The 25,813-nt window shown below is 62.3% G+C and carries 23 protein-coding genes and 2 pseudogenes; 13 read left to right on the top strand and 12 right to left on the bottom strand.

Going from position 1 to position 25,813, the window contains the following annotated elements:
* Positions 1-4: 4 nt before the first annotated feature.
* The 4 genes and pseudogenes from KHO22_RS06905 to KHO22_RS06890 all read right to left on the bottom strand — a co-directional run bounded on the left by KHO22_RS06905 (position 5) and on the right by KHO22_RS06890 (position 5,823).
* Positions 5-2,215 (bottom strand): GNVR domain-containing protein, encoded by a 2,211-nt coding sequence (locus KHO22_RS06905; protein WP_211946370.1) that lies wholly within the window; start codon positions 2,213-2,215, stop codon positions 5-7.
* 43 nt (positions 2,216-2,258) lie between these two features.
* Complete coding sequence (locus KHO22_RS06900) at positions 2,259-3,461, bottom strand: polysaccharide biosynthesis/export family protein (RefSeq protein ID WP_211946369.1); 1,203 nt, start codon at positions 3,459-3,461, stop codon at positions 2,259-2,261.
* Positions 3,442-4,035 (bottom strand): annotated as a pseudogene (locus KHO22_RS06895) (sugar transferase); the annotation flags it as partial. The pseudogene KHO22_RS06895 and the gene KHO22_RS06900, both read right to left, overlap by 20 nt.
* 258 nt (positions 4,036-4,293) lie before the next feature.
* Complete coding sequence (locus tag KHO22_RS06890; protein WP_420839582.1) at positions 4,294-5,823, bottom strand: mannose-1-phosphate guanylyltransferase/mannose-6-phosphate isomerase; 1,530 nt, start codon at positions 5,821-5,823, stop codon at positions 4,294-4,296.
* Positions 5,824-6,367: 544 nt separating this feature from the next.
* Between KHO22_RS06890 and KHO22_RS06885 the strand changes: the two genes are divergently transcribed.
* From KHO22_RS06885 to KHO22_RS06845, 9 genes and pseudogenes are all read left to right on the top strand, one after another.
* Positions 6,368-7,411 (top strand): GlxA family transcriptional regulator, encoded by a 1,044-nt coding sequence (locus KHO22_RS06885; RefSeq protein ID WP_211946367.1) that lies wholly within the window; start codon positions 6,368-6,370, stop codon positions 7,409-7,411.
* A gap of 20 nt (positions 7,412-7,431) precedes the next feature.
* A complete protein-coding gene (locus KHO22_RS06880; protein WP_211946366.1) occupies positions 7,432-8,235 on the top strand; it encodes a 2OG-Fe(II) oxygenase in 804 nt (267 codons plus the stop codon).
* Between the two features lie 101 nt (positions 8,236-8,336).
* Entirely contained in the window at positions 8,337-9,392 is a 1,056-nt protein-coding gene (rfbB, locus tag KHO22_RS06875; RefSeq protein WP_230426776.1) for a dTDP-glucose 4,6-dehydratase, read from the top strand.
* Positions 9,382-10,299 (top strand): dTDP-4-dehydrorhamnose reductase, encoded by a 918-nt coding sequence (rfbD, locus tag KHO22_RS06870; protein ID WP_211946365.1) that lies wholly within the window; start codon positions 9,382-9,384, stop codon positions 10,297-10,299. Before rfbB ends, rfbD begins: the two co-directional genes overlap by 11 nt.
* Positions 10,271-10,468, top strand: a pseudogene (locus tag KHO22_RS06865) (sugar phosphate nucleotidyltransferase); the annotation flags it as partial. The gene rfbD and the pseudogene KHO22_RS06865, both read left to right, overlap by 29 nt.
* A 14-nt stretch (positions 10,469-10,482) precedes the next feature.
* Entirely contained in the window at positions 10,483-11,034 is a 552-nt protein-coding gene (gene rfbC / locus KHO22_RS06860; RefSeq protein WP_211946364.1) for a dTDP-4-dehydrorhamnose 3,5-epimerase, read from the top strand.
* 82 nt (positions 11,035-11,116) lie between these two features.
* Positions 11,117-12,502, top strand: a complete 1,386-nt coding sequence (locus KHO22_RS06855) for a phosphomannomutase/phosphoglucomutase (protein WP_211946363.1) — start codon at positions 11,117-11,119, stop codon at positions 12,500-12,502.
* Positions 12,503-12,605: 103 nt separating this feature from the next.
* Positions 12,606-13,625, top strand: a complete 1,020-nt coding sequence (gene galE / locus KHO22_RS06850; protein WP_211946362.1) for a UDP-glucose 4-epimerase GalE — start codon at positions 12,606-12,608, stop codon at positions 13,623-13,625.
* 270 nt (positions 13,626-13,895) lie between these two features.
* Entirely contained in the window at positions 13,896-14,816 is a 921-nt protein-coding gene (locus KHO22_RS06845) for a phosphatase PAP2 family protein (RefSeq protein WP_211946361.1), read from the top strand.
* Here KHO22_RS06845 and KHO22_RS06840 read toward each other — a convergent pair.
* Positions 14,813-15,193, bottom strand: a complete 381-nt coding sequence (locus tag KHO22_RS06840; RefSeq protein ID WP_211946360.1) for a type II toxin-antitoxin system VapC family toxin — start codon at positions 15,191-15,193, stop codon at positions 14,813-14,815. The two genes, KHO22_RS06845 and KHO22_RS06840, sit on opposite strands and share 4 nt — an antisense overlap.
* On the bottom strand, positions 15,190-15,651 hold the full coding sequence (locus tag KHO22_RS32830) for a FitA-like ribbon-helix-helix domain-containing protein (RefSeq protein WP_420839581.1): 462 nt from the start codon (positions 15,649-15,651) through the stop codon (positions 15,190-15,192). The genes KHO22_RS06840 and KHO22_RS32830 overlap by 4 nt, the downstream gene beginning before the upstream one ends.
* Positions 15,652-15,733: 82 nt before the next feature.
* Between KHO22_RS32830 and KHO22_RS06830 the strand changes: the two genes are divergently transcribed.
* The 4 genes from KHO22_RS06830 (at position 15,734) to KHO22_RS06815 (ending at position 21,679) form a co-directional block, all read left to right on the top strand.
* Positions 15,734-17,779 carry a hypothetical protein gene (locus KHO22_RS06830; RefSeq protein WP_211946359.1) on the top strand — a complete coding sequence of 682 codons (2,046 nt, stop codon included), beginning with the start codon at positions 15,734-15,736 and terminating at the stop codon, positions 17,777-17,779.
* Positions 17,780-17,782: 3 nt separating this feature from the next.
* Positions 17,783-18,763, top strand: coding sequence for an ATP-binding protein (locus KHO22_RS06825; protein WP_211946358.1), 981 nt, complete (start codon positions 17,783-17,785; stop codon positions 18,761-18,763).
* Between the two features lies 1 nt (position 18,764).
* Positions 18,765-20,207: a hypothetical protein gene (locus tag KHO22_RS06820; protein ID WP_211946357.1), complete on the top strand. Its 1,443-nt coding sequence runs from the start codon at positions 18,765-18,767 to the stop codon at positions 20,205-20,207.
* A gap of 407 nt (positions 20,208-20,614) precedes the next feature.
* Positions 20,615-21,679 (top strand): VWA domain-containing protein, encoded by a 1,065-nt coding sequence (locus tag KHO22_RS06815; protein ID WP_211946356.1) that lies wholly within the window; start codon positions 20,615-20,617, stop codon positions 21,677-21,679.
* A gap of 58 nt (positions 21,680-21,737) precedes the next feature.
* Here the strand turns inward: KHO22_RS06815 and KHO22_RS06810 are convergent, their stop codons facing one another.
* The 6 genes from KHO22_RS06810 to KHO22_RS06785 form a co-directional block, all read right to left on the bottom strand.
* Positions 21,738-22,067: a cupredoxin domain-containing protein gene (locus KHO22_RS06810; RefSeq protein WP_230426758.1), complete on the bottom strand. Its 330-nt coding sequence runs from the start codon at positions 22,065-22,067 to the stop codon at positions 21,738-21,740.
* Positions 22,068-22,079: 12 nt separating this feature from the next.
* On the bottom strand, positions 22,080-22,607 hold the full coding sequence (locus KHO22_RS06805; RefSeq protein ID WP_211946355.1) for a DUF4142 domain-containing protein: 528 nt from the start codon (positions 22,605-22,607) through the stop codon (positions 22,080-22,082).
* 158 nt (positions 22,608-22,765) lie between these two features.
* Complete coding sequence (locus KHO22_RS06800) at positions 22,766-23,653, bottom strand: RNA polymerase sigma factor (RefSeq protein ID WP_338031323.1); 888 nt, start codon at positions 23,651-23,653, stop codon at positions 22,766-22,768.
* 684 nt (positions 23,654-24,337) lie between these two features.
* Positions 24,338-24,577: a hypothetical protein gene (locus tag KHO22_RS06795; protein WP_211946354.1), complete on the bottom strand. Its 240-nt coding sequence runs from the start codon at positions 24,575-24,577 to the stop codon at positions 24,338-24,340.
* Positions 24,578-24,761: 184 nt separating this feature from the next.
* A complete protein-coding gene (locus KHO22_RS06790) occupies positions 24,762-25,415 on the bottom strand; it encodes a DUF6988 family protein (RefSeq protein WP_211946353.1) in 654 nt (217 codons plus the stop codon).
* Positions 25,416-25,417: 2 nt separating this feature from the next.
* Positions 25,418-25,792 (bottom strand): hypothetical protein, encoded by a 375-nt coding sequence (locus KHO22_RS06785; protein WP_211946352.1) that lies wholly within the window; start codon positions 25,790-25,792, stop codon positions 25,418-25,420.
* Between the last annotated feature and the right edge of the window lie 21 nt (positions 25,793-25,813).

Below are 25,813 nucleotides of genomic sequence, written 5' to 3'. Positions count from 1 at the left end.
CTGATCATCCAGGCGTGCCAGGACGAGTCGCGTCGGCGCCGTAGGCATAGCTGTAGCGGTGCAACTGGCCGGTGAAGTCGTTAAAGATCACGCCCTGTACGGCGACGTCGGCCTGAGCCAGCCGGCGCGCGCTTTCGTCGATCTGTTCCACGGTGGTGACCCGGTGCCGCGCCACGATGAAGACAGTGCCCGCCATGCGTCCCAGCACAAGCGCATCTGCCACCGGCAGCAATGGCGGTCCGTCAAGCACCACCATGTCGTACTGGCCGGCAACGCGTTGAACAAGTGTGGCCAGTTCCGGCTGCAGCAACAGTTCGCTTGGCCCGGACATGTGCCATCCGGTGGCCAGGAAATCGAGGCCATGCGATACATCGCGGCGAAGCGCGTCCTCGTACCGGCTCGTACCTGCGATCACCTCGGCCAGTCCCGGGCCGCGGTCCACATGAAATCGCTTGTGCAGCACGCCATTGCGCAGGTCGGCGTCAATCAGCAGCACCCGTCGCTTCGAGGCGCCCGCCAGCGTGGCGAGATTGGCGGCTACGAAGGACTTGCCGACCCCGCCCGTAGGGCCGGTGATCAGCACCACACGGTTGGCCGCATCGTTCAAGGCGAAGTGCAGCGTGGTGCGGACTCCGCGCAGGCTTTCGATCGCTGCATCGGGCAACAACGTACGGTCTGCGCTGCCCGCGAGCCTGCGGGGCCAGGCAGGGCGGTAATCGGAAGTCAGTCGGCTGCGCGGTACCGTGGCATACACCGGCAGCCCCGTCCCTGCCTCGATCTCCTCGCGGTCCTGGACGGTACCCGCCACGCGGCGGCGGAGAACGGCCAGGACCACGCCTGCCAGCAAACCGGTTAGCAGGGAACCGCCCACTGCGACGCCGCGCCGAGGCATGATCGGCGTCTCGGGTGGCGTCGCGGGGTCGATCAGTCGCACATTGGCGACCTTGCCGGCGCGCACCAGGGTAAGCTGCTGGCGGGCGTTAAGGCGGTTCGTGTAGAGCTCGGTGTCCACCTGCATGTTGCGCTGCAATTGCAGGACCTTCTGCTCGATCAGGGGCAGTCTGCGCGTACGCGCCTCGATGACAGAGAGCTCTGCCATGGCCCCCTGCAACTGGCCGTCGATTGCCAGCAGGGCGGGATGCTTGTCCGTGTAACGGGTGGACAGTTCCTGGCGCTTCTGCCGCAGGTCGACGACGCGCGTTTCGGCTTCCACGGATTGCTGGAGCAGGGCGCGCGCCTCCTGGCTGGTGTCCACGGTGCCCTGTTGCGCACGAAACGCGTTGTAGCGGCTTTCCGATTCCTCCAGCTGCCGCTTGAGCTGTGGCAATTGCTCATCCAGGAAGCGAATGGATTTGTCGGCCTCTTCCGAGCGGCGTCGCACGTTCTGCTCGACGTACTCCTTGCCCACCTCATTCAGGATCTGGCTGGCGCGGACCGGGTCGACGCTGTCCAGCGCCACGCCGATGATGCTCGATTGCTTGCCACGTTCGCCGATGGCCATGGTCCGTTGCAGCCATTCGGTGGTGGCGATCTCGGAATAGCGCCTGATCGAAAAGCTCGCGCCCGGCTCGCCGTCGGCGGCGCGGACCTGCAGGTCGACCGGTCCATGCGGGGTTTCGGCATGTAGCGGCATACCGACCTTGCCGTGAAGCGTCAACAACGGCGTGTTCCACGAGCCTGGCAGGGTGAGCACATAGGCACCCTCATGGCCGAGCGTCAGCACGAAGGTCTTGCCCTGCTGGGAAACCGGCACGTCGAACATGGGCACGTCGATGCGTTCCGCACCGTACACGTAGCCGCCAAGCGGATGCGACAAGCCATCCGTGCGCGCGGCGAGCCACCATCCAATCACCGGCACATAGCGGGGACTGGCCTCGATATACAGCTTGAGCTTCTCGACCGCGCGTGATACCACCATGCGCGAGTTCAGCACCTGGATTTCCGAAGTCGTGTCCGGCTTGATCTCGGAGGTCAGCTTGGGGTCATCGGACGTGGACCGGGTCCCGATGGAACTGGGTTCGACCTGGATCAGGATGTCGGAGCGGTAGACGGGGCGCGTGAACAATGCATACGCGATTCCGGCGAGCAGGCACACGGAAGTGGCGACCGCGATCAGCCACCTCCCGGCGTACAGTGTCGTCAGATTGTTCAGGGCTCGGGCCGGTGCGCGACCGGGCAGTTCATAGACCGGGTTCGCGATGTAAGAGCTCTTCATGCCGCACTCCTGCGTGGGTATCGATCATGCATGGGCGCTGATTTCACGGGACAAGCGCCCGGCCGACGGTCGCAGTCTGGGCGGTGGGCAACAGCAGGTTGACAACGCGGCTCCAGCGAACCAGCGCCGACGCATCGACGAACACCACATCGTTGGCCTGCAGCGAAAAGCCGTCTGCCAACGCCATCGACGATGGCGTACTCGCGTCGAGGTGGTACACCACTGGCTTGTTGCCATTGTCCCCACGCACGACATACACGTGTCGCGCGTCGCCAGAGTACTGGCTGACGCCACCGGCATCGCCGAGCGCTTGGTTCAGGCTCAGCTTGCCGTTATTGAGCGTCAGGGTGGATGCCCGTGCCACTTCGCCTAGTACGAAAACCTTGCTGTCGGTGGCGGCGTAGAAACGTACCAGGTCGCCGTCGCGCAGCAAGATGTCGGATGGATTTCCGCCCTTGGCGATCAGGTCTGGCAGATTGATGCGTACGGTCTTGTCGCCGCGTGTCAGGGCCACCCAGGAACGGTCCGCTGTCGCGGTGAAGCCGCCGGCGCGATTGATCGCCTCGGGCAGGGTCATTGGCACATCATTGATGATCTGCAGGCCGGGGCTCTGCACGGCGCCGTCCAGATAGACGCGCTTGCTGCGATATGCCTGGATGCGCAGGGTGATCTGCGGATTGCGCACGTACTCGGACAGGCGCCTGGCGAGGAGCTCGCGCGCATCAGCCTCGGTGAGGCCCGCTACAGGGACCATGCCGACGAAAGCGAACTGCACCATGCCGCGAGCGTCCACGGTATAGCCGGTGACCACCGCGTTGGAGCCGGCAGTATCCACGCCGCTAGTGACCTGCAGCGCCGGCATGTTCAGTTCCGGGTGGCCCCACACCACGATGCTCAGCACGTCGCCGGGCCCCAATACATAGGCGCGCGGCTTGTCGAACAGCGCGCGAACCTCCTGCGACACACCCTGGGGCCGGGCGGCTTGCTGTGCATCGATCAGGGTGCCGGTAATCTCGACCAGGTTGTCGGGAGTGACCGACTGCACGCCTTTTATCGATGGCAGCTCGGGTACGGTCCCCACGGATGACGGCTGCGTCGTGCGTGCGGCCTCGGGCAGAGGACCGGACTGGGACTGGAACGACATCCCGGGCGCCATCGTGCAGGCGCCGAGGAGGGCCGCCAGGCCTGGCAGCAACGTCGCCGCCAGGATCCGGCCACGCAGTTGGTCAGTACGCGCCGCGGCCATTCAGTACCACCCCGATCGTCTTGAACAGGATTCCGATGTCACCCAGGAACGACCAGTTCCTGACGTAGGCAACGTCTAGCGAGACGCGCGTCCCGTAATCCGTTTCATTGCGGCCACTGACCTGCCAGGGGCCAGTAATGCCGGGAAGGACGCGGAGGTAATACGCCGCAGCGTCGCCATACCGCTCGAGTTCCTTCTCGACGACGGGGCGCGGACCGACAAGGCTCATGTCGCCGCGCACGACATTCCAGAGTTGTGGCAATTCATCGATGCTGGTGCGCCGGATGAAGCGCCCGAGCGAGGTGACCCGGACATCGTTCCTGAGCTTGAAATCCTTTTCCCATTCGGCACGCGCCGCCGGGTCGGTCGCCAGCAATTCCTTCAGCACGGCGTCTGCGTTGAGCACCATCGAACGAAACTTCAGGCACTTGAACTTCCTGCCATCCACGCCAACGCGGGTGTGCCCGAACACGCACGGTCCGCCGTCCCGCATCACCAGCATTGCCACCACGGCCAGCAGTGGCGACAGCAGCAGCAACAGCGCAAGCGCTGCAGCGACATCGAACGCCCGCTTGGCGCCCAGTCCCAGCGGTGACGGAAATCGCAGGTCCACGCCGGCCGGCAACGGCTGCGAGGGCGCTCCGAATGCCGCCATTGCGCCGGGCAAGGCAGTCTCCATGCCCGGCGCGGCAGCAGAGGCCGCGGTCAGGCGGCTGGGGACGATGCCGGATCTTGCAAAGAGTGATTTCACTGTGAACATGACGACGCTCCCTGTCAGAGGTTGGACTGCAGTCGATTTCCCTTGCCGCTGGCTGCGGCTGTCGGACGGCCGTTAGGCGCAGCGCCCGTAGGTGTCGGCGATGCGGACAATGTCGTCCTCGCCGAGATACGCGCCGGACTGCACCTCGATGATCTCGAGCGGCAGCTTTCCGGGGTTCTCGAGCCGGTGTGTCACGCCGATGGGGATGTAGGTGGATTCGTTCTCGCTGAGCAGGAACTGCTCGTCGCCGCGCGTGACCCGCGCGGTGCCGCGGACCACTGTCCAGTGCTCCGCGCGGTGGTGGTGCAGTTGCAAGGAGAGAGCGGCGCCGGGATGCACCACGATGCGCTTGACCTGGAAGCGCTCGCCATGGTCGAGCGAGTCATAGCTGCCCCATGGCCGCTGAACCTTTCGATGGGTCTCTGCCTCCGGCCCATGCTGGCGCGCGATGCGCTCGACCAGACCCTTGACCGCCTGGACCCGCGAGCGGTCCACCACCAGCACGGCATCGGCGGTTTCCACCACGATCAGATTGACCGTACCCACGCAGGCCACCAGCCGTCCCTCCGAATGGGCGTAGCATGAGGTGGCGCCCTCGAACATCACGCGGCCGCGCGCGGCATTGCCGTCGTCGTCCTTGTCGATGGCATCCCATACGGCATCCCAAGAACCGAGGTCGGACCAGCCCGCCTCCAGCGGGACCACAACGCCTTCGGGCGCGTCGGCGCGCGCCAGGTGCTCCATCACCGCATAGTCGATCGAGTCCGGTAGCACCTCGGTGAACGATGCCGCGTGCGGATGAAAGAACGCGCCGTCGCTGCGGCCGGCCGTGAAGGCGCTCACGCAGGCTGCGTGCATCGCCGGCTGAAGCCGTTGCAGCGCGGTCAGCCAGGTGCTGGCGCGCACCACGAAGATGCCGCTGTTCCACCAGTATTCGCCGGACGCGAGGTACTGCGCCGCAAGTTCGGCGGCGGGCTTCTCCACGAACGCGTCGATCCGGCGTGCCATGCCTTCGAGCGGCGCACCGAGCCGGATATAGCCGAATCCCGTGTCGGCGCGCGTAGGCGGCACCCCGAGTGTGACGATGGGCCCTCGTTCTGCAAAGCGTGCCGCGCGCAGTACGGCGAGGCGGAACGCCTTGCCATCTGCAATCACGTGGTCCGCGGGCATGGCGACGAGGATGCTGTCGTTGCCCTGCTCGCAGGCCAGCAGCGCGGCGAGCGTCAGTGCCGGCGCCGTATTGCGCCCGACTGGCTCAACGACGATACGCGCGTCCACCCCTGCCTCGGCCAGTTGCTGCGCAGCCATGAAGCGGTGTGCTTCGCCGCAGACGATGATCGGCGCGGTGTCGGCGCCGGCGTTGCCATGGAGGCCGGCCAGGCGGCGTGCAGTGGTTTGCAGCAGGGAATCGCGGCCGATGATGTCGATCAGCTGTTTGGGAAAGTGCCTGCGCGACAGGGGCCACAGCCGGGTGCCGGATCCCCCGGCAAGCACCACTGCCGAAAGCCGCATGCCCAGGTCGGTCGGCGATGCCCGGTCCTGCCCGGCGTGCGCATCGGTGGCGGTGTCATCCACTACATCCAGTGGGTCCGTTGTGCGCATGATCTGCTCCTGTCCGGCATCGGTTGCAAGCTGGGAAACGGAGAAACCGTCTTTGTTGCAGCGAAGCATAGATGCGTGGAAAAGCCTCAGAAGCCGACTGGCGGAAAACGCAGAGTGATTGGCTGATTAACCAGAAATTCGATTATAAAAAGTAATGCGTTAGCCACCTGAAGCTACGGAAGAAAATGCATAAATATATGGGACGGCAACGACGACTCTTGTAATTTGGAAATAATGCCCATAATTCTGGCGAGTCGTTACTTTCTGTAACGATTTGCACAATCCCAGTGCAGAGGCCACTCTATGGGACATTCAGTCATTATATTTGCCGAATTTAAAATCCCGGAATTAGGGAAAGTGGCTCAAATCTGATACGTCACATGATTGGCACGCCGCATTTTTGCAGAAAACCAACTAGTGCAAGCAATGATCCGCCAACATAGCGGAACTTTCAGCCAGTCAGCCTTGCACCGCGTCCAATTGTCGTTATGATGCAATGCAGCAGATTTGATTTGTGGATTTGACGCAAGGGGGTAGTGATGCCATGGAATACCTTGTCGATATGCCGCCGCCGGCCCGGTCCCTCGGTCCGCTACCGGTAGCCGGCCAACGAGAAATTCAGCGCATCGGCTTGCTGCTGTTTGAAGGCTGCTCGCTGCTGACTGCCGGCATCATCGCGGAAGCCTTTCGCGTGGCCAACGAACTCGAACTCCTGCGTCGCAGGCGACCTGTCTACCAGCTCTCCCTCTTGTCTTACCGCGGCGGCAATGTCGCGTGCTCCTCTTCCATCCGGATCTGGACGCAGAGCCTGGACGCGCTGGGTCAGCGAGGCTTCAACGCGATCTTTATTGCCTGCAGCGAGCGCGAGCCGGTCGTTGAGCGCGATGCGCGGCTCATGACCGCCATGCTCGAGGTCAGCGCAATGGTGCTGGAGCGCTCCCGCGCGGGACGGGAGCCGATCCTGCCCCGCGTCTCCCGGGCACATCCGCTGAATATCGCCGAGAGGGACAACGTTGTCGGCACCAACCATGCCGCGCCTTCCGTATTCTGGTGCCGGGGAGGCGTGGACTCCGCTCCGGACGTCATGCCCTCGGCCGTCGATATGGCGCTTGCACAGATCGAGTCGGACCTTGGCTTCGTCATGGCCCGTGAAGTTGCAAGGCAACTCGCGCCGCAACGGGACATGCCGATGGTGCGCGCGGATGCCGAGGAAGCTGGCGACGCGCCCGACATCGCATCGTCCGAAGCCAACGAAAAGATTCGCGCGTCGGCACGGTGGATCGCGGAGCATTACACGGAGGCGATCTCGGTGGCCGACGCGGCGCGTGTTGCCGCCATGAGCGAGCGCAACTACCTGCGGCGCTTCAAGTGGGCCCTGGGCGTGACGCCGTCCGAGTACTTGCTTCGCGCACGGCTGGACATGATTTGTCGGCTGCTGATGGAAACGGACCTGCCGGTCGACAAAATAGCGCGGCGCTGCGGGATGGGAAACGGAGACCGGCTCGCCAAGATTTTCCGCAAGCGCTTCTCGCTGTCTCCGACGGCGTACCGCAATCAGGGCAAGACAAAGCAGTGCGAGACAACCTAGCTACTGGAGGAGACCTGAGCATGCGCCACGACCTGCTGGATGTTGCGAAACTTGAGTGGATGTCGCGTGAGCTGTCGGAAACCTACCGTTGCGCCGACCCATTCCCCCATATCTGCATCGACGACTTTCTTGATGAAGACGTTTATCGGGAAGCCAGCGATGCGTTTCCAGGCGCCACGGAGCGCGTCTGGTTCAAGTTTCACTCGGCCACCGAGAACCTGAAGCTGCAAAGCCAGGACTTCTACGCCATCCCGCCTGCGCTGCGGGCACTGATCATGGAGTTCAATGCGCCGGGATTCACCCGCTTCCTGGAGACGCTGTCCGGCATCCAGGGGCTGGTGCCGGACCCTCACCTCCATGGCGGCGGCTTGCACCAGACGCTGCCTGGCGGCCACCTGGGCCTGCATATCGACTACAACTACCATCTCGAATGGAAGCTTGACCGGCGGCTCAATGTGCTGCTGTATCTCAATGACAAGTGGGAGGACAGTTGGGCCGGCCATCTGCAACTGTGGGACAACGAGGTCCAGCGCTGCGTGCAGAAGATCGCGCCGATCGGAAACCGGCTGGTCGTCTTCAATACCAATGAGTGCTCATGGCACGGGCATCCCGTACCCCTTGCCTGCCCACGAGGCGTCACGCGACGGTCGATCGCGCTGTACTACTACTCCAACGGCCGGCCCGAGCCGGATGCCGCCGATGAGCATTCCACCCGCTTCCAGGCGCGGCCGGGCGAGCGGTACGGCTTCACCGCACGGGACATCCTGCATGGCATTACGCCGCCTTATGCGAAGGCGTTGGCCAAGCGGATAGTTGGACGATAGCGGGGACCGCAATCACTTGCGATGGAGGCATCATGCCACGATACGGCCAAGCCGCTATCACAACGCCGCACCGCGCTGACGAGGGCAAGAGCACGTCATACGTGTTCGTCACCGGCGGTGCCGGCTTCATCGGCGCCAACTTTGTCCTGAATTGGCTGAGCCAGGATGGCACGGACGGTATCATCAATGTCGACAAGCTGACCTACGCCGGCAACCGCAACACCCTGGCCTCCCTCTGCGGTAACGCCCGCCACATCTTCTCGCAGGCTGATATCTGCGACCGCACCGCCCTGGACAAGTTGTTTGCCGCCCATCAGCCGCGCGCGGTGGTTCACTTTGCCGCCGAAAGCCACGTCGACCGCTCCATCCACGATCCGGCCGAGTTCATCCAGACCAATATCGTCGGCACCTTCAACTTGCTCGAAGCCGCTCGCACTTATTGGGGAGGTCTGGACGCCGCCGCCAAGGCTGCCTTTCGCTTCCTGCACGTCTCCACCGACGAAGTGTTCGGATCGCTGGGCCCTGGCGATCCGCAATTCTCGGAAACCACCGCCTATCGGCCGAATAGTCCGTATTCGGCCTCCAAGGCTGCGTCGGACCACTTGGTCCGGGCCTATCACCACACGTACGGGCTGCCTGTGCTGACGACCAACTGCTCGAACAATTACGGACCCTATCACTTTCCCGAAAAGCTGATCCCGCTAACGATTACCAGCGCCTTGGCAGGCAGGTCGCTGCCCATCTACGGCGATGGCCTCAATGTGCGCGACTGGCTCTACGTGGGTGACCACTGCGCCGCGATCCGCGTGGTACTGGCACGCGGCCGCGTGGGTGAGACCTATAACGTGGGCGGCTGGAACGAGAAGACTAACCTGGATGTGGTCCGCACCCTGTGCGACTTGCTGGATGAGCTCTGCCCCAAGGCTATCGGCTCCTATCGCGACCTGATCACCTTCGTCAAGGATCGCCCGGGCCACGACCGCCGCTACGCGATCGATGCCCACAAGCTTGAGCGCGAGCTGGGCTGGAAGCCCGCCGAGACTTTAGAAACCGGGCTGCGCAAGACCGTGCGGTGGTACCTGGACAATCAAGCCTGGGTGCAGAACGTGATGTCGGGCGACTACCGGAACTGGATGGCCAACCAATATGCCGCATAAAGCGATCAGCGTCCCCACGTTCCTGGTGACCGGCAGCAATGGCCAGGTCGGCTTTGAACTGCGTCGTAGCCTGGCCCCGCTGGGCCGTGTCGTGGCATTGGATCGTAGCGGCTGCGACCTGTCACGCCCGGACGAAATCCGCCGCATGGTGCGCGAGTACCGGCCCGACGTGATTGTCAACCCTGGCGCCTATACCGCGGTGGACAAGGCGGAAACCGAACCCGATCCGGCCTTCGCCATCAACGGCACGGCTGCCGGAATCCTGGCAGAAGAAGCCAAGGCGCTTGGGAGCCTGCTGGTCCACTATTCTACGGATTATGTCTTCGACGGCACCAAAGACGGGACCTATATCGAAACCGACCCGGTCAATCCACTGTCGGTGTACGGCAAGAGCAAGCTCGCCGGTGAACAGGCCATTACCGCCACCGGTGCACAGTCGTTAATCCTGCGGACCTGCTGGGCGGCAGGCGCCCATGGCGGCAATTTCGCCAAGACAATGCTTCGCCTGGGCCGTGAGCGCGAGCGCCTGCGCGTGATTGCCGACCAGTTTGGCGCACCCACCACTGCAACGCTGATTGCCGACGTGACCGCGCAGATCGTGGGACGACGCTGGCTGTCTGGCGACCGCATGTCGTTTCCCTCCGGCCTCTATCACCTGGCCGCTGCCGGTGAAACCACTTGGCACGCCTACGCAACCGAAGTGCTGCGCTATGCCGCCGCGCATGGTATCGAGTTGAAGGTCGAGCCGGGGTGTATCGAGCCGATTCCCGCCACGGCTTATCCTCTGCCGGCGCCACGCCCGGCCAATTCGCGCCTGGACACCAGCAAGCTGCGCCAGACTTTCGGTATCCACCTTCCAGACTGGCAGCAGGGCGTGCATTTCCTGCTGGACCAGATTTTTTCCTGAGCCTGCTTACCATGCGCAAAGGCACTATCCCGGCCGTTCCAGCACCCGGCTCTATCCGATTACACGATCGGTATCGAAGCAATTGCCGCCGGTCTCCGACAAGCCGGTGGTCTGTTATCTGCTGGCCGCGCTGATGCTGGCAGGGATTCGCGACATCCTGATCATCTCAATGGAGCCTGTCAAATGAGCTTGAACGTTATTCAAACTGACATTCCCGAGGTTTTGATCATCGAACCAAAGGTGTTCGGCGATGACCGCGGCTTCTTTTATGAGAGTTTCAATGGGCGCTTGTTCGAGGAGGCGACGGGTGTCAAGCGAACCTTTGTGCAAGACAACCATTCGCGCTCCACACGCAATGTATTGCGCGGGCTTCACTATCAGATCAAACATCCTCAAGGGAAGCTGGTGCGCGTGGTGGTGGGCCAGGTGTTTGACGCCGCAGTGGACCTGCGCATGAGCTCGCCGAATTTTGGCAAGTGGGTTGGTGTCATGCTATCCGCAGAGAACAAGCGCGAGCTGTGGGTGCCAGAAGGCTTCGCCCATGGCTTTGTAGTGATATCTGAATATGCGGAGTTTCTCTATAAAACTACGGACTATTGGTATCCGGAGCATGAGCGTAGCTTGCTCTGGAACGATGGGCGGGTAGGCATCGACTGGCCGATCCATGGCGAACCTGTCCTCGCCGCCAAAGATGCCGCCGCGAGGCCAATCGGACATGCTGAACTGTTTGCGTAGGGAACTCAGAAGCGGCCGATGACTTCGATTTCGGAGACGATCGGCCGGCGTGGCTTCAACCGATCTTGACGAGACATATCCCATGCAAATTAGCCCTTCCATCTTCAAAGCCTATGACATCCGCGGCATCGTCGGCAAAACCCTCACCCGCGACGTGGCCCGCCAGATCGGCCTGTCGTTCGGTTCGGCTGCTGCGGAAGCCGGCGAAAGAGCCGTCGTAGTCGGCCGCGATGGCCGCCTCTCCGGCCCTGACCTCATCGGCGGCCTGGTCGAAGGACTCAGTGCTGCCGGCATGGACGTGATCGACCTGGGCATGGTCGCCACCCCGATGGTCTACCTCGGGACCAATGTCGAGTTGAATGGTGTGAAAGCCACTTCCGGCATCATGGTCACTGGCAGCCACAACCCGCCCGACTACAATGGCTTCAAGATGGTTCTGGCCGGCAAGGCGATCTATGGCGAGCAGATTCAGGCGCTGCGCCAGCGGATCGAGGCCGGCACCTTCGCAAGCGGGGCCGGATCCTACCGGGAAGTGGATGTGCGTCAGCACTACCTCGACCGTATCTTTGGCGACGTAAAGCTGGCACGCCCCATGAAGATCGCGCTGGACGCCGGCAACGGCGTCGCGGGCGCATTCGTGGGCGACCTGTTCCGCGGCCTGGGCTGCGAGGTGACCGAGCTGTTCTGCGAGGTCGACGGCCATTTCCCCAACCATCATCCGGACCCGGCCCACGTCGATAACCTGCAGGACCTGATGAAGTGCCTGCGCGAGACGGATTGCGAGCTGGGTCTGGCCTTTGATGGCGACGGCGACCGCCTCGGCGTGGTGACCAAGGACGGCCAGGCGATCTTCCCGGATCGCCAGCTGATGCTGTTTGCCGAGGAGATCCTGTCGCGCAACCCTGGCGCGCAGGTGATCTACGACGTCAAGTGCACGGGCAAGCTGGCCCCGTGGATTCGCCAGCATGGCGGCGAGCCCCTGATGTGGAAGACCGGCCATTCGCTGGTGAAGGCCAAGCTCAAGGAGACCGGCGCACCGATCGCCGGCGAGATGAGCGGGCACGTGTTCTTCAAGGATCGCTGGTACGGGTTTGACGACGGCCTGTACACGGGCGCGCGCCTGCTGGAAATCCTGTCGCGCCACGCCGACCCGAGCGCCGTGCTGAATGCGCTGCCGAACGCCAACAACACGCCCGAGCTGCAGCTCAAGTGCGCCGAGGGCGAGCCGTTCACGCTGCTGGACAAGATCAGGGCCAACGCGAAGTTCGAGGGCGCTCGTGAAGTCATCACCATCGACGGCGTGCGTGTCGAATATGCCGATGGCTTCGGTCTGGCCCGTCCGTCCAATACCACCCCGGTGGTGGTGATGCGGTTCGAGGCCGACAACGACGCCGCGCTGGCGCGGATCCAGGCTGAATTCAAACGTGTGATCCTGGCCGAGAAGCCGGATGCGCGGCTGCCCTTCTGAGTATGTGCTTGACCCTTTGAACATGGCAGGTTCGCGCACTGCGCCGACGGCAAGGGCTGTATCGGGCTTCCTTAACCCATCTTCTTCAACCTGAAGAATCCTCATGTCTGAGTCACTGCTGCTGACTGGCGCCACCGGATATATCGCATCGCATATGTGGGTGGCGCTGCTTGACGGCGGGGCCGATGTCATCGGCCTGGATAATCTGTGCAACAGCAATCAGATAGTGGTCGAGCGAATTGCCGCAATTTCGGGAAAAACCCCGCATTTTGTCAAAGGTGATGTGCGCGACCGCGCGCTGCTCGACCGCCTGTTTGCTGAGCATCGCATCACCGGCGCCATCCATTTCGCGGCACTAAAGGCGGTAGGCCAATCCGTGAGCCAGCCGCTGGCGTACTACGCTAACAACTTGAACGGTCTGCTGACCCTATGCGCGACCATGCAGGCAGCAGGGGCGAAACAACTGGTGTTCAGTTCTTCAGCCACTGTCTATGGTAATCCGCACACAGTCCCGATTCTCGAGAACTTCCCCCTGTCCGCAACGAATCCCTACGGTCGCACCAAGCTGATGGGTGAGCAGATCCTGCGCGACCTTGAAAAATCCGATCCGGACTGGCGCATTGCCCATTTGCGCTATTTCAACCCGGTAGGTGCGCACGAGAGCGGGCTGATTGGCGAGGACCCAAGCGGCGTGCCAAATAACCTGATGCCTTATGTGGCGCAGGTGGCGGGCGGGCGCCGCGAGAAGCTGCTGGTGTTCGGCGGCGACTATCCTACGGCCGACGGTACCGGCGTGCGCGACTATATCCACGTCTCCGACCTGGCAGACGGCCACCTCGCGGCGTTGGCTTACCTGCGTGACCACCAGCAGGGGTTAACAGTCAACCTCGGCACCGGCCGCGGCTACAGCGTGTTGGAAGTGGCCAGGGCGTACGAGTGCGCCAGCGGCCGCCCCGTGCCCTATGAGATCGTGGCGCGCCGAGCCGGTGATATCGCTTCCTGCTATGCCGATCCCGCGCTTGCACACCGAATGCTGGGCTGGCGCGCACGGTACGATCTTGACCGCATGTGCCAAGATTCCTGGCGTTGGCAATCTATGAATCCGAGTGGGTTTGCCGGCTGAACTGTGTGACTTACTCCTTTCCGAGTGGGGCGCTGCGGCCCGCTCGGTTTGCTCGCTTCTCTCAGCCGGGGAAGCGGGGAGTCGACCAGATCGTCATCGGCGAGCTTGTCGAATCGAGTCGCGATACGACGAAGTTGTTTGCTTCTGCTGAAGCAGCGTTCGACCTTGTTGCGCATGGAGCAGAACATACAACTGAAGCGGCGCCGCCGTGCATCGCCAGCGATGCTGAAACGCCATGTCATGAGTTCCATTAGTGCTACGAGTCCTCGGATGTCCGCTGCTTCCTATCTCGACTTTGCTATTACCGATTGGCAGGCCATCCGGCACTTACCATGGGGCCTTATCTCGCGCTTCGGTGAGTCGGTGTTGCTGCTGCCCTGCGCACTCGGCATCTGCGGATGGCTAAGGTACAGGGCCGCGGACGCCTGCGTCGCGCGCTGGCTGCTGCCGTTTTCGGCCGCGGCCAGTTTAGTGCTTGCTTCGAAGGTAGCGTACATGGGCTGGGGCATTGGTAGCGCCAAGCTGAACTTCACGGGGATCTCCGGTCACAGCATGATGGCCGCCTCGGTGCTGCCGGTGCTGGCGTTCGTGGGCACGCCGGCGCGGTGGCCGAAGCTGTCCGTGGCGGCGGCGGTGGCTGCTATGAGCCTAGCGATACTGGTGGGCGTGTCGCGGCTGGCGCTGCACGCTCATTCAGTTTCCGAGGTGGCGGTGGGGCTGGTGCTGGGCTTCGGCGTGAGCGTGCCGTTCATGCGGCGCGGCATGCCGCGCAGTCCCGCTCCGCTCGTGGGGGCGGCGCTCGCGATTGCCGTGCTGATGGCGATGCCAGTGACAGGGATCGGGGGCGCCTCTCAGCGCTTGGTGGAAATTATCGCCACGTACCTATCGGGACGCGACAGGCCCTACCAGCGCGGGGAATGGACGTTCGCGGAGACTCCCGCATCGTGTCCCCGGCCCGCTTGCCGCCGCGAAGAGACGCCGTCGGGAGTGGAAGCAAAGGGGGGGCGCCACGGTTTGGGTTCGAATCCGCAGCGCGAGCAACCAGCAAAATCACTTTCGATGGCAACAGGACTGTTCCGACAGCGTATCCATTCGAGGAGAACTCGAAATCCCTTTCCGGGAATGCCTTCCTGCGGCGCCCCTCGAGATCAATCCCGCCAAGGATTCGCCAGTAGGGCGCCCACACCTTAGAAGTCTTTGCCGCTGCGCGTGGCCAGCGTGGCGGCATGGTGTCGGCAGATGGCTGCAATTTGTGCGTCGGCCATGCTGATCGGGCGCCCGGCGCGATCGCGCTGGGAGACGAGCGCGGCATCGTGCACGGCAGCGTCCTCGTCGAACGGCAGGACCCGGTCCGCGAATTCCTCATCGAGCATCTGCAAGGCGGCTTCCTGCAGACCGGCTATACGGCGCCCGTCCGGCAAGCGCGCGATCCCATACAGCAACTCCGCGACGGTTACGGCGGTGATGGCAATGGAGGCGGGTTCCTGTCGGTCCAGCCACGCGATCACCGACGGGTCCGCCTGGGCTCGCATCAGTTCGGATAGGACATTGGTGTCGAGGATGATCATTCCGGCAAATCCGCTGACCGCGGTGGCTCGCCGCGCGGCGGCAGTTCCAACCCTGGATCGGCCAGCGTGGCGAATCGCTGGTGCACGCGACTGCCAAGGCCGCCACGGCTTGGACGCTGGCTGAGCGGGCGTCGCAAGATCTCTCGCACTTCTTCTTCCATGGAGTGGCCGTGTTGCGCGGCCTCGATCCGGAGTCGCGCTTTCAACTCTTCGTCCACATTTCGAATCGTCAGCGTTCCGATGACATCCTCCATGCATGCATTGCATTCAATGCATGCAGATTTTGACACCAACAACCTGGAGTCGTTAGTTTGCACAATTTTGTATCCGAGACGTGGCCGTGAAATCGACGCAGCCCGGGCGTGCGAGAACAAATTTACTTCACGAAGTTCTGCACCATTTTGTTCTGCAGGCGAACATTCGAAGCAATTTTGTATCTTTGCCAACGTTTGCTCCATTCTCGTTGTGCGATTTTTCCCGAATGTGCCCTAAGGTTTATAACCATCACCTCTGGGGTGATGGCCGATTTTGGAGCGTCGCATGGAAGAGGGTATTGACGACAATTCCTGTTGCTCCCGCCGGAGGATAGACGGGCGAACCGTCGACACTTCCCACTGGGCCAGCCCGGATGAGGGAGCGCTTACTGGTGACCGACGCGCCCTGTACCTTGCGAGAAAGCAGGCGGTTTCGCTGTATCTTTTCGGTGCCTCGGGCGAAAGCATCAGGCGGCTGACGTCGCTTGGCACAAGTCAGGCCTATCGTCTCATCCGTGAGCGCTGCCTTGAGACGCATCCCGACGGGCGTCCTTATGGCTGGCGCGGGCTTGTGCCATGGTTCCGAGTCAAGCCATACCGTCGTAGCACGAAGATCCATGTCGACCAGTTCGGCCGCGGTGCTGCGGGCGCGATGCAGGCGCTGCTGGACTGCCAGCCGGCGCTTCGTCAGGCATTTGAGGCGCGTATCCTCGCCAGCGCCTCCGCCAAGCGACTAGTCGAAACTAAACAGTCGAGAAGGCGTCATTGCGCGTGGTTTCTGGACCAATTGCGTGGCTTCGGGTACGAAGCGCGAAACGAATGGCCGTTCAACACATTGAGCCTTGGCTACTCTTCGATCTGTCGGTATATCGACAAGGTGCTGTCGGCCAACCCAAGGGCGCTGGCCGCGGCGAGTGGCGGGCCGGATTTGGCTGTGAAGCTGAGGTCCGGTGACGGAACCGGACGGCCGGTGCAGAGGTTCATGCAACGCGTCGAAATGGACGCGCACAAGCTAGACGGACGTTTCTGCGTGTCGCTTCCCCTGATGGGGGGTGGTTTCAAGGAGAAGATCGTTCATCGTCTCTGGGTCGTTGTGATCCTGGAGGTCGTTTCGCGCGCGGTGCTAGGGTACTACTTCAGCGTGAGACGGGAAGTATCGAAAGATGATGTCATGCGCGCGCTGAAGCGGGCATTGGGCAGATGGTGCCTGCGCCCGGTCAGTTTTTGCGATACGCCGTATCTGCGTGAAGCCGGGCTTCTTTCCGCTCTGGGTAGCGATTTCGTCGGGCTATGCTGGGACGAGACCAGCGTAGATGGTGCGCTTGCCGAGACTTGTCAGCACGTGCGGGATGCGCTGCGCGACAGCGTCGGCTCCACGCTACTGGACCCGAAGACCTCGTTCTCGAAACGTCGAAGCAAGGATGACCGCCCGTTCATCGAGACGTTTTTCCGCAATCTGGCCGGACAAGGATTCCAGCGTCTTTCCAACACCACCGGCGCAAATTCCCAGGACCGCAAGGGAAGACAACCGGAAGAGGTCGCCCTGGCAAGTCGATTCCAATACGAATATGCGGAAGAGCTGCTCGACGTGCTCATTGCCAACTACAACGCGACACCGCACAGCGGAATTGGTAACCGCACGCCGCTCGCGTATGCGAAGTTCTTGTACCACCATTCCCGGCAGAGCTTCCGGCGAGCCGACCCCGCTGTCGTGGACATGCTATTCAGCATCCGCAAGCGCTGCATCGTGCGCGGGGGCGCTAAGAGCGGGCGTGCCCCGTTCGTTGAGTTCCATTACGGCCGTTATACCAACGACGTGCTGCACAACCGGCACGACCTTGTCGGCTCCGAGATCTGGGTGGTCTGCCACAAGGAGGATGACTGCCGGGTGGCGCTTGCCTCCACGCTGGACGGTATGTCACTGGGCGTGTTGCAGGCAGCACCGCCTTGGAACATGTCGCCGCACAGCCTGTCGCTACGTGCTGCAATTTGCCAGGCGTGCTCTCACGGAAAGTTTGCGATTCCGGCAGGCGTCGACGCCATCGATGTCTTCATGCGATACGTGGAGAGTCAGGCGCACAACCGCTTGCCGGTCCATCCGGCCTACCTCGAGGCACGGCGCATACTGGCGGCCGCGGCCAATTCATCAATCGGGCCTTCCATGCTGGATGCGGCAATGGCTCGGGCCAAGGCAGGCAGCAGTTCTTCAAAGGGTAGCAAGGGGGCCGCGTCGGAGCCGACGGCAAGACGCGCTCAGTCTCGCGCCGCGGACCCGCTGAAGCCTTCTGCAGGTCCTACGCTGCCTCCGCGTCGAATGGCGCAGTCGAGGTAAGCCATGTCCTTCTCACTACCCGAGCGCATCGATCCACGGCACTGCATCGTGACGAAGCAGTACGCGGTGTATACACCGCCCATGCACGAAATGATCGAGCAAATCGGCGAATGGATCGACCAGCAGCGCCCCGGCGGCTATATCTATGGCGCGTCACGCCTAGGCAAGTCCCGCTGTGTGCAGTGGTACGTTGCAAACGAATTGCAGGAGCGCTTCAAGGCCGTCATGCCCCTGGTGGTGTGGAATCGCCGCCCCGACAGTCACAGTAGTGAAGCGGGATTCTGGCACCAGCTCTTACTCGCCTCGCGCTTCGAATTCGCCAACCCGGCAAAGCCGCCGAATAAAGCCGAAGGCATATACCTGTGCAAGCAACGCTTCATCGCCATTGCGAACAACGCGCAACGGAACTACGTGGTGTTGCTTATCGACGAAGCGCAGGATCTGACGTTGCGGGAGTGGAAGTGGCTGGTCGGCCTGCAAAATGAGCTCGATTACGAGGGCTATTTACTCAGCGTATTTTCAGTCGGCTCACACCAGTTGAACTATCGCCACGAATATATGGCCATCACGGGCAACGCTCACGTCGCCGCGCGCTTTATGGCAGCGCATGCGCGCTTCCACGGCCTGCGCTCGCCCGAAGAGATCGGGTACGTGCTCAACGGCTACGATATCGACTCCGAGTGGCCGCCAAGCAGCGGCGTTCCGTACCTGGAGCACTTCGCGCCGGCGGATTATGCGGCAGGGCGCCGGCTCGCCGAATGCGCGGCGCAGCTGTGGAAAGCGCTGATGGAGCTTTCGCCCGAATCTGCGCGCGGGCACTTCGAATTTCCAATGCAGCATGTCGCGAAAGCCACCGAGGCAATACTCTTCCAACTGGCGCGGGGCGAAGACTGGGCCGACGTGACCTCCTATGAGAGCTGGTTGCGAGAACTCGCTAAAGCGAACTTCCCGGACCACATGAGGATCATCTCGACGGGTAGTTGACATGGCGGCCTACCCATCGGTGAACTGGTGGCCGGGAAACCTCCGTCCGTACGAGTCGAGGCTGTCGTTCGTCGCCCGCTTCTGCGCACTGAATGGCATCAACGTCCGAAAATGCGCGGAGTTTTTGAGTGTGGAGCCCGATAGCAGCACGCCGCTTCCGATCGACGAAATCAGGCGCCTGGCGTCCGTGCTGGGTGAGACCGCGCCGCTTGTCGAAGACGTTTTCTCGCCTTCCATACGGTTCATCGATGTCGGCCGTTATGGCCCGCCTCCCGATAGTCGCGAGCGACATGCCATCCGCTATTGCGAGACCTGTGTGCAGCACGGCTACCACAGCTACCTGCATCAGCTTGGGTGGCTTTCGCGGTGCCCATTTCACCTGAGCGAGCTGAAAACGACCTGGGCGCAGAAGCACACCGCCAGGCTCGTGTCGCAGCGCGTGGGCGCGTTGGAGTTCGTGATGCGGCAACGCTGCAGGACTTGGCCACACGGCATTGATGCCGGCTTTCCGGCCCGAGAGCAGGGGCGTGTTGCGTCGCTCGCCGGCTGGGTCGCACGGGCGAGCGTCGCTGCAGCGCGCATGTCGCTCGGCGAGATCTGGTCGTCGGGCAATGATGGCATGCCGGGGGCCGTCTCCCTCGACCAAGCGTTCAATCAGCTGCGCACGCTTGAGCCCCCGCCCGAGGACATCGAGCAGCTCCTTATCGAAGCCGGTGATCGGTGGACTCTGCAAAGCCATGCGTTTGCGCGGCAAGCGAAAATCCAACTCGGCCACCTCAGGTTGTGCCACCTCAGCTTTGCCGACGTACTTCACTTCTATATACGCATCAACGCCGCTTCGGCGAATCCGTCTTCGTTTGTCACGCGCCTGAATGCCATCCAGGACCGGCAGGCTCGCCATGGCACCTGTCGCTGTCGGTGGAGGCTGACCAAGGAGGGACGGCTTTCGCGCTGGGTCAGCGTGCGTCCAGAGGAGGGGCCCCGCTGGGGCCTGATCTGCCCATACGATATCGCGCTCAACGAACTTCAACTCGGCTGGGGCCGTTCGGACCTGGCGCTCTCCAATCGGCCGGCGGAGCAGGAACGGCGGCGCTTCTGCAGCGTTTCTCACGCGATGCGCGACTTGGGCCTCATCCGCTATACGCGGGATGCAGCGGTAGCGCCGGCGGGCTATCTATATGCCGATCAGGACGTCTGGACTTGCTGCGAGTGGGTTCGGGAGTCGGCGCTAACCGCAGTGCTCGATATGGCGGTCGCGTGGGAAACCGAGCTGACATTCAACGCGTTGACCACTTGGCTAGATGACATCGATCGGGGTGTCGATCCGCTTGAGCGCGACGATTCCAAGTTTTGCATCCGCCTGTGCGAAACCGACGATGGCCTCTTGCTGATCAAGTGGATGAGGGCAGAAGCGAATGTGCGTCGGGGGCAATCCCGGATCTGAACGCAACATACCGTGAGCAACGTGAAGCCCGTTGGCTTGCGACGCATTGCCGCCAGAGTTTCGGCCCCAGGGGCGCGGAACAAAATTGTGCAGAAAACGTTAACAAAATTGTGCAAACCAACGCGGGTCAGCGTGGGGAGGCGGTTCGAGCCACTATTATAGACATAAGCGCAGTAATGTCTAAAGAACTACTGCTGCAGTTAGAAATATTGCGTATTACGTAATAAAAACAACAGTCATTCTTTGAGGATCGAGTGAAGAATTCTGCCCAGCAATGAGCTAGCTGCTCTGGATGGCCCCGCGCGGCAACCCAGAATGAAACAGTGGCCTGGTCTTGCGTGTCTACGCTGAGCGGTCCGGCCGAGGTACGCTACTATCGTCTTAAACATGCGCCAAGGAGCAGGGGGATGCGGTTTCTCTGGCCACACTTGCTCTGGCTGCTGGCCTCTCTCCCGCTGCTGTCAGCCGCTTACCTGTACCTGATTTCGCGACGCAAGAAAGTCGCCCTGTTGTATGGCAGTCTTGCGCTGCCGCGCGCCGCGCTGGATCGAAAGCAACGACTGCGGCGCCATATTCCGCCGCTGCTCTTCTTCGCCGCGCTGGGCGCGGCCCTGCTGGCTTGCGCCCGTCCTGTGGCGACGATCATCCTGCCGTCCGACACCATCACCCTGGTATTGGCAATGGATGTCTCCCGCAGCATGGCGGCGACCGACGTCGCGCCCACCCGGATCAGTGCCGCCCAGCAAGCTGTCCGGGATCTCATCGTCGGGCTGCCGGCCAGTGTGCGCCTGGGCATTGTTTCCTTTGCCGCTACCGCGATCGTGGTCCTGCCCCCCAGCGACAACCGGCAGGACATGCTCGACGCGGTCGATCGCTTTCAACTGCAGCAAGGCACGGCGACAGGTAGCGGACTGATCCAGGCGCTGGCGGTGTTGTTACCCGACGATGGCATCGACCTGGAAGCTATCCTCTTCAGCGGCGAGTCGCTCGCGCCCGGCACCGGCGGCAGATCGCTGACGGAGGCCGCTGCGGCGGACGCCGTACGCAAGCGCGAACAGGAGGGGCGGTCGGCGCAGCCGGGCTCGTACCGGCACGGTGCGGTGATCCTGCTCAGTGATGGTCGCCGCACCACCGGCCCGGATCCTCTGGACGCCGCGCGCATGGCCGCCCAACGCGGCGTGCGCGTCTATACCGTGGGCTTCGGCGCGCCGCAGGACGCCAGTGCGGCAGTGTCGAGCATGGATTACACCATGCAGCCGGATGAGCCTACCTTGCGCTCCGTCGCGATGCTCACTGATGGCGAGTACTTCGAGGCTGGCTCCGCCACGGACCTGAAGCAGGTGTATCGCCAGTTGAGCGCTCGCTTCGTGCTTGAGCGAAGGGAAACCGAGATCAGTGCCTTGCTGGCGGCAGCCTCCGCCCTGCTGCTGGTGGCGGCGTGCGGGCTGTCGCTGCTGTGGTTCCGGCGGTGAACTGAGGGGCCATGGAGCCAAAGAAAAAGAACTGGCGCTACTGCTGACGGACTGATGGCTATTGCACCCGCAGCGTCCCCTTCATCGTCGGATGGAAGCTGCAGACGTAGGGAAAGTTCCCCCTCTTTGTCGCCTTGTACTTCCACGACTTGCCCGCCGCAATGCTCTTGGAGTCGAAGCCTCCGGTCCGGGCCGTCACCGTATGGGGGAAGGGGTCCTGGTTGACCCAGACGACCGTATCGCCCGCCTTGATGGTCAGTTCCTGTGGCGCGTACTGAGTGCCGTCGATCGTGACGGTGTGGGACGCCGGCCCTGCGTTGACCGTTTGCACGGGGCCGGCGAGCAGCAATCCGAATGTCAGCAGCAGGGCGATCGGTCGGGTTCGCATCGTCTGAAAGTGCTACTTCTTGGCAAGTGTGGTCTGGATATGCCTGGCATGATCCAGATGCGCGACGAAGGCCGGACGCACCTTGACCAACAGTGCCTTCAGTTCCTCGTTCTTGGCGCTCGGAATGAGCGTCTTGTCCATGGCATCGATCACCGCCTGGTGATACGTGACCTCGTTGTCGATGTAGGCGCTGTCAAATTCCGCTCCCTTGAGTCCCTTCAGTTTCTGGATGTTCTTGTCGCCGCCGGACTTGAGGCTCTGGCTGGTGGGGTTGTCCTCAGGCGTGACTTTCAGTTTCGTCACAAGGGCAGTTGCCGATTTATTGACACCGGTATGGTCGGTGACCATCTGCTTGGCAAACGCCTTGACATCCTTGCTCGATCCTTTGGATTCAGCGAGCTTTCCCGCGTCGATATCGACCTGGTTCGCCGTCACCACGATCGATGCAATCTGTGCGTCGTTGGGTGCGGCTTCCTGCGCGGTGGCTGCATGGGCCGCAAAGACGAACGTGCTGGATAAAAGAAGGCTGGTGATCTTCATGATGTTTGCTCTCCGTTCTTTAGTACCCGATAAACAGCTCGCTACGAACATCGTCGCCATTGACGCCGGCAGGATCGGACGAGAACCGCATGGAGCGGCCATGCCGGACATCGACTCGCAAGCTCTCCTGCTGGCACCTCCAGCATGGCGATTCGCCATCAATGCGGACGTACCAGCCCGCGCAGGTGAAGAGCGCCGAGCACGTGATGGACCACCGCGTCGCAGCGCGGCCCTGCAAAGCTGAAGGTTGTTTGCAGATAGGGCTTCACCTGTTCGGCGAGAGATTGGCGCAGCATCGTGCGGGACCGCAGGAAGCGCGTCTTCACAACCTCGTTGCTGACACCAAGGCAGTAGGCCGTTTCCTCGACGCTCATGTCCTCCACGGCCCGCAGGATAAATACGCACCGATAGATCGCCGGCAGGTTCTCGACCGCGGCCTGCAGGATGTCGCGTACCTGGCTGCGCTCGGCCATGACTTCGGGCGAATCGGCATCAGGGGTGCGGCAGGACATGACGTGCTCCTGTGAAGGTTCGCCGGGCAGGTCGTCTTCGTCGACTGAGGCTTCCATCTGAACCATCCGACCTTTCCGGCGCAGCGCAGTCAGGGCGACGTTGATCGCGATACGCGCCAGCCAGGTACTCAGCGCGGCCTCGCCTCGAAAGGAATGGAGTCTGGTGAAGGCGTGCAGGTAGGTTTCCTGCACCACGTCCTGGGCTTCGTCATCGTCCGCAACCACGCCACGTGCCGTCCGGAACAACAAGCGATTGTTGCGCCGCATGATGACCTCGAAAGCCGAGGCATCGCCGGCGCGTGCGCCGGCGACCAGGTCGGCATCCGTGCGGGCATCGATTGCCGATGGCATGGGCGCCGGAGCATTCCGGATGGTGTTCATGCTGCTTAAGTTGCTCCTTTCCCGTTCCTGAACATTAGACGCACGCGGGCGGCAAAAGGTGACAGAGACGGTGAACCACTGATCATGGGATTGACGCGCCGCGCGCTCGGCTCGGGTGAGCGCGTGTCTTTTTGCGTTGCTAAGCCGCGACACGCGCGCTCAGGAGGGCCGGTCAGGTGCGCGTCGCCAGGAACGATTAAAAAGGGGGGAAGCCAACAGGCGAAACGGCGCCCGAGCGAGGCCGGGCCACGGACAAAAAAGGCGGACCGACGCCGGGGAAACGTCGGTCCGGATCCGGGTAGACAAGCAAAAGTCCGCAATTACCGTAACCCAGATTTAAGCGATGGTTTGGTCTCATTTAGGTTTTGCTAAATGTAATGCCGCGTGCCCGGGAAGTTATGCTTGGATGGTCATAATGTGTTCGCCATCCAACAGATCATGGCCGGCTCCTGATAGATGCCGGCGCCAGGAGCTGCGCAGCCGGCGGTTCAGCAGGTCGGGGGAATCCGGGATAAGGCTGGAGAGGACACATAAGCCCAAACGTGGCTTTCATGTCTGCGGACGCCCAGGCGATCGCCCGGGCCAAGCGAGGTTGTCCCGTTTGGTCGGCGTCTTATATTCGGGGAGGTTCCATTCCGGTGCCAGGGCAGAAAGAGCCTGTATCGGTCCGGGAGGGGAGCGGGCGCATCGGGGAGGGAAGGACGGCCAGCGTTCAGCGCTTGGGCATGTCTGTACAGTATTTGCCCGGATTAGCCGGACGTTCGTTCACAACGTATTCCTTTTGAACGCCATGCCACAAAGAAGAGCGGCCAGCGAACCACCGCCGGCCGCATGCCATTACTTCTGTCCCGCCTTCGCGCGCGCACTCGCGATCGCCTCGTCCCGCTCCTTCGCGGCGGCTTTCTTGGCCTCGTTGTACACGCCCTTCGCGTCCTTCACCTTTCGGTCATATTCCTTGCGCGCAGCTTGCTCGTCCATACGCAACTGGACGAGATGGTCGTCTGCCGGTTTCTGAGCTGACCAGGCGGGTGATGCCATCACTGCCGCGAACAGCAGGGTTGTCGCGATTCTTTTCATGCGTTACTCCCGGTTTGAAAGCCAGATGAGGACATGGGACGGTCCGTATGCCAGACACATGTGGCGTTGTCCGCCCGCGGAATAGTATTGGTGCTGCGCCGCCAGAAAGTCAAAGAGGGACGCGCAAGCGCCATGTGCGGAAAACCCGACAATAACCCAAGGCGCTCGGGAGCAGTTGCACCCGTTACGCCGCGTCCTTCATGCCAGGCAGGCAATCCGGGAAGTCCAGGTGAAGGGCGCGGACCGGGACCATGTTTGCTTGCGCGTCCGTCGAGATCAGCGCCGTCATCTGAGCCGCATAGCAAACCAGGCCGTTTGCACAACGAACGACGTTTTCGACCAGCGCCACCGGGTAGCCCGTACCGGATCGGGACATGGGATGCATGCCCCCATGCGTGAAGCTGTTCAAGGCGCGCAATGACTGCGTCCGGTACTCATCGAGATGCTCCACGATGCCCTTGACGCGTGGATCCTCGAGCTTGATCAGTTCGTCGAACATGATCTTCAGGCCTGGCGCCCAATCTGTCGCCTTGTCTGCCGCACGGGCCGACTCCTCAGAAAGCGGCTCATGGTACTGCCGGACCCATTTCTCGTCCGCCGCCTCCAGCAGCCAAACGCCGCGAATCAGCGTCTCGAACTGCGGCCGGAACAACGCCATCGCAGCGTTTGGCATGCCGATGGTGAGCAATGCCACGGCAGCAGTGGCGTGTTCCACCGACATGAGTGCGCACTGGTACGCGGAAATCACCCGCGGGTGGTCCGCGGGCGCCGATCCGCTTATGCAGGCGACGGCCGCGGCGTGGAGTTCCGCCGAGCGCTTAATGATATCTGCGGGCATGGCTAAGTGGAGTGGCCGGGTTGTTCGTCATCCGTCGATTCCTCCAGCAAGTGCCCATACGCGTCGATTTCCTTCTGCGTTCGCGCCTGGCTTTCCGAGATCTTCTCGGGCGTCACTTCACCGTCGATGAATTCGACCGACACCCGATTCACGCGCGGATCCTTGTCGACGATCCCTTGCAAGACCTTGTCGAACAGTCTTTCACCGGCGCGCAGGCCAAGTGGCCGCGGCACCAGCACCTTGACCAGCAGGATCTCTTCGTCGCCGGTCCCTTGCGCCGCTTCAGCCAGTGCGGTTCTCAGGTAGCTCTTCAGTTTCAGGACACTCAGGTCACCGGGTATCCCTATATGCGATACCCGAATCGATTTCTTGGCCATGCCGGTTGCCGGAGCGTGTTG

This window comes from Cupriavidus yeoncheonensis (genome assembly GCF_905397275.1).
Lineage (GTDB): Bacteria > Pseudomonadota > Gammaproteobacteria > Burkholderiales > Burkholderiaceae > Cupriavidus > Cupriavidus yeoncheonensis.
Note: the sequence above shows the minus strand (reverse complement) of the source record. Positions and strands in the feature narration are given on the sequence as shown.

Bases quoted from the DNA above. Each gene is read 5' to 3' on its own strand.
- KHO22_RS06905 (WP_211946370.1), bottom strand. From the start codon at position 2,215: ATGAAGAGCTCTTACATCGCGAACCCGGTCTATGAACTGCCCGGTCGC.
- KHO22_RS06900 (WP_211946369.1), bottom strand. From the start codon at position 3,461: ATGGCCGCGGCGCGTACTGACCAACTGCGTGGCCGGATCCTGGCGGCG.
- KHO22_RS06890 (WP_420839582.1), bottom strand. From the start codon at position 5,823: ATGCGCACAACGGACCCACTGGATGTAGTGGATGACACCGCCACCGAT.
- KHO22_RS06885 (WP_211946367.1), top strand. From the start codon at position 6,368: ATGGAATACCTTGTCGATATGCCGCCGCCGGCCCGGTCCCTCGGTCCG.
- KHO22_RS06880 (WP_211946366.1), top strand. From the start codon at position 7,432: ATGCGCCACGACCTGCTGGATGTTGCGAAACTTGAGTGGATGTCGCGT.
- rfbD (WP_211946365.1), top strand. From the start codon at position 9,382: ATGCCGCATAAAGCGATCAGCGTCCCCACGTTCCTGGTGACCGGCAGC.
- rfbC (WP_211946364.1), top strand. From the start codon at position 10,483: ATGAGCTTGAACGTTATTCAAACTGACATTCCCGAGGTTTTGATCATC.
- KHO22_RS06855 (WP_211946363.1), top strand. From the start codon at position 11,117: ATGCAAATTAGCCCTTCCATCTTCAAAGCCTATGACATCCGCGGCATC.
- galE (WP_211946362.1), top strand. From the start codon at position 12,606: ATGTCTGAGTCACTGCTGCTGACTGGCGCCACCGGATATATCGCATCG.
- KHO22_RS06845 (WP_211946361.1), top strand. From the start codon at position 13,896: ATGTCCGCTGCTTCCTATCTCGACTTTGCTATTACCGATTGGCAGGCC.
- KHO22_RS06840 (WP_211946360.1), bottom strand. From the start codon at position 15,193: ATGATCATCCTCGACACCAATGTCCTATCCGAACTGATGCGAGCCCAG.
- KHO22_RS32830 (WP_420839581.1), bottom strand. From the start codon at position 15,651: ATGGAGCAAACGTTGGCAAAGATACAAAATTGCTTCGAATGTTCGCCT.
- KHO22_RS06830 (WP_211946359.1), top strand. From the start codon at position 15,734: ATGGAAGAGGGTATTGACGACAATTCCTGTTGCTCCCGCCGGAGGATA.
- KHO22_RS06825 (WP_211946358.1), top strand. From the start codon at position 17,783: ATGTCCTTCTCACTACCCGAGCGCATCGATCCACGGCACTGCATCGTG.
- KHO22_RS06820 (WP_211946357.1), top strand. From the start codon at position 18,765: ATGGCGGCCTACCCATCGGTGAACTGGTGGCCGGGAAACCTCCGTCCG.
- KHO22_RS06815 (WP_211946356.1), top strand. From the start codon at position 20,615: ATGCGGTTTCTCTGGCCACACTTGCTCTGGCTGCTGGCCTCTCTCCCG.
- KHO22_RS06810 (WP_230426758.1), bottom strand. From the start codon at position 22,067: ATGCGAACCCGACCGATCGCCCTGCTGCTGACATTCGGATTGCTGCTC.
- KHO22_RS06805 (WP_211946355.1), bottom strand. From the start codon at position 22,607: ATGAAGATCACCAGCCTTCTTTTATCCAGCACGTTCGTCTTTGCGGCC.
- KHO22_RS06795 (WP_211946354.1), bottom strand. From the start codon at position 24,577: ATGAAAAGAATCGCGACAACCCTGCTGTTCGCGGCAGTGATGGCATCA.
- KHO22_RS06790 (WP_211946353.1), bottom strand. From the start codon at position 25,415: ATGCCCGCAGATATCATTAAGCGCTCGGCGGAACTCCACGCCGCGGCC.
- KHO22_RS06785 (WP_211946352.1), bottom strand. From the start codon at position 25,792: ATGGCCAAGAAATCGATTCGGGTATCGCATATAGGGATACCCGGTGAC.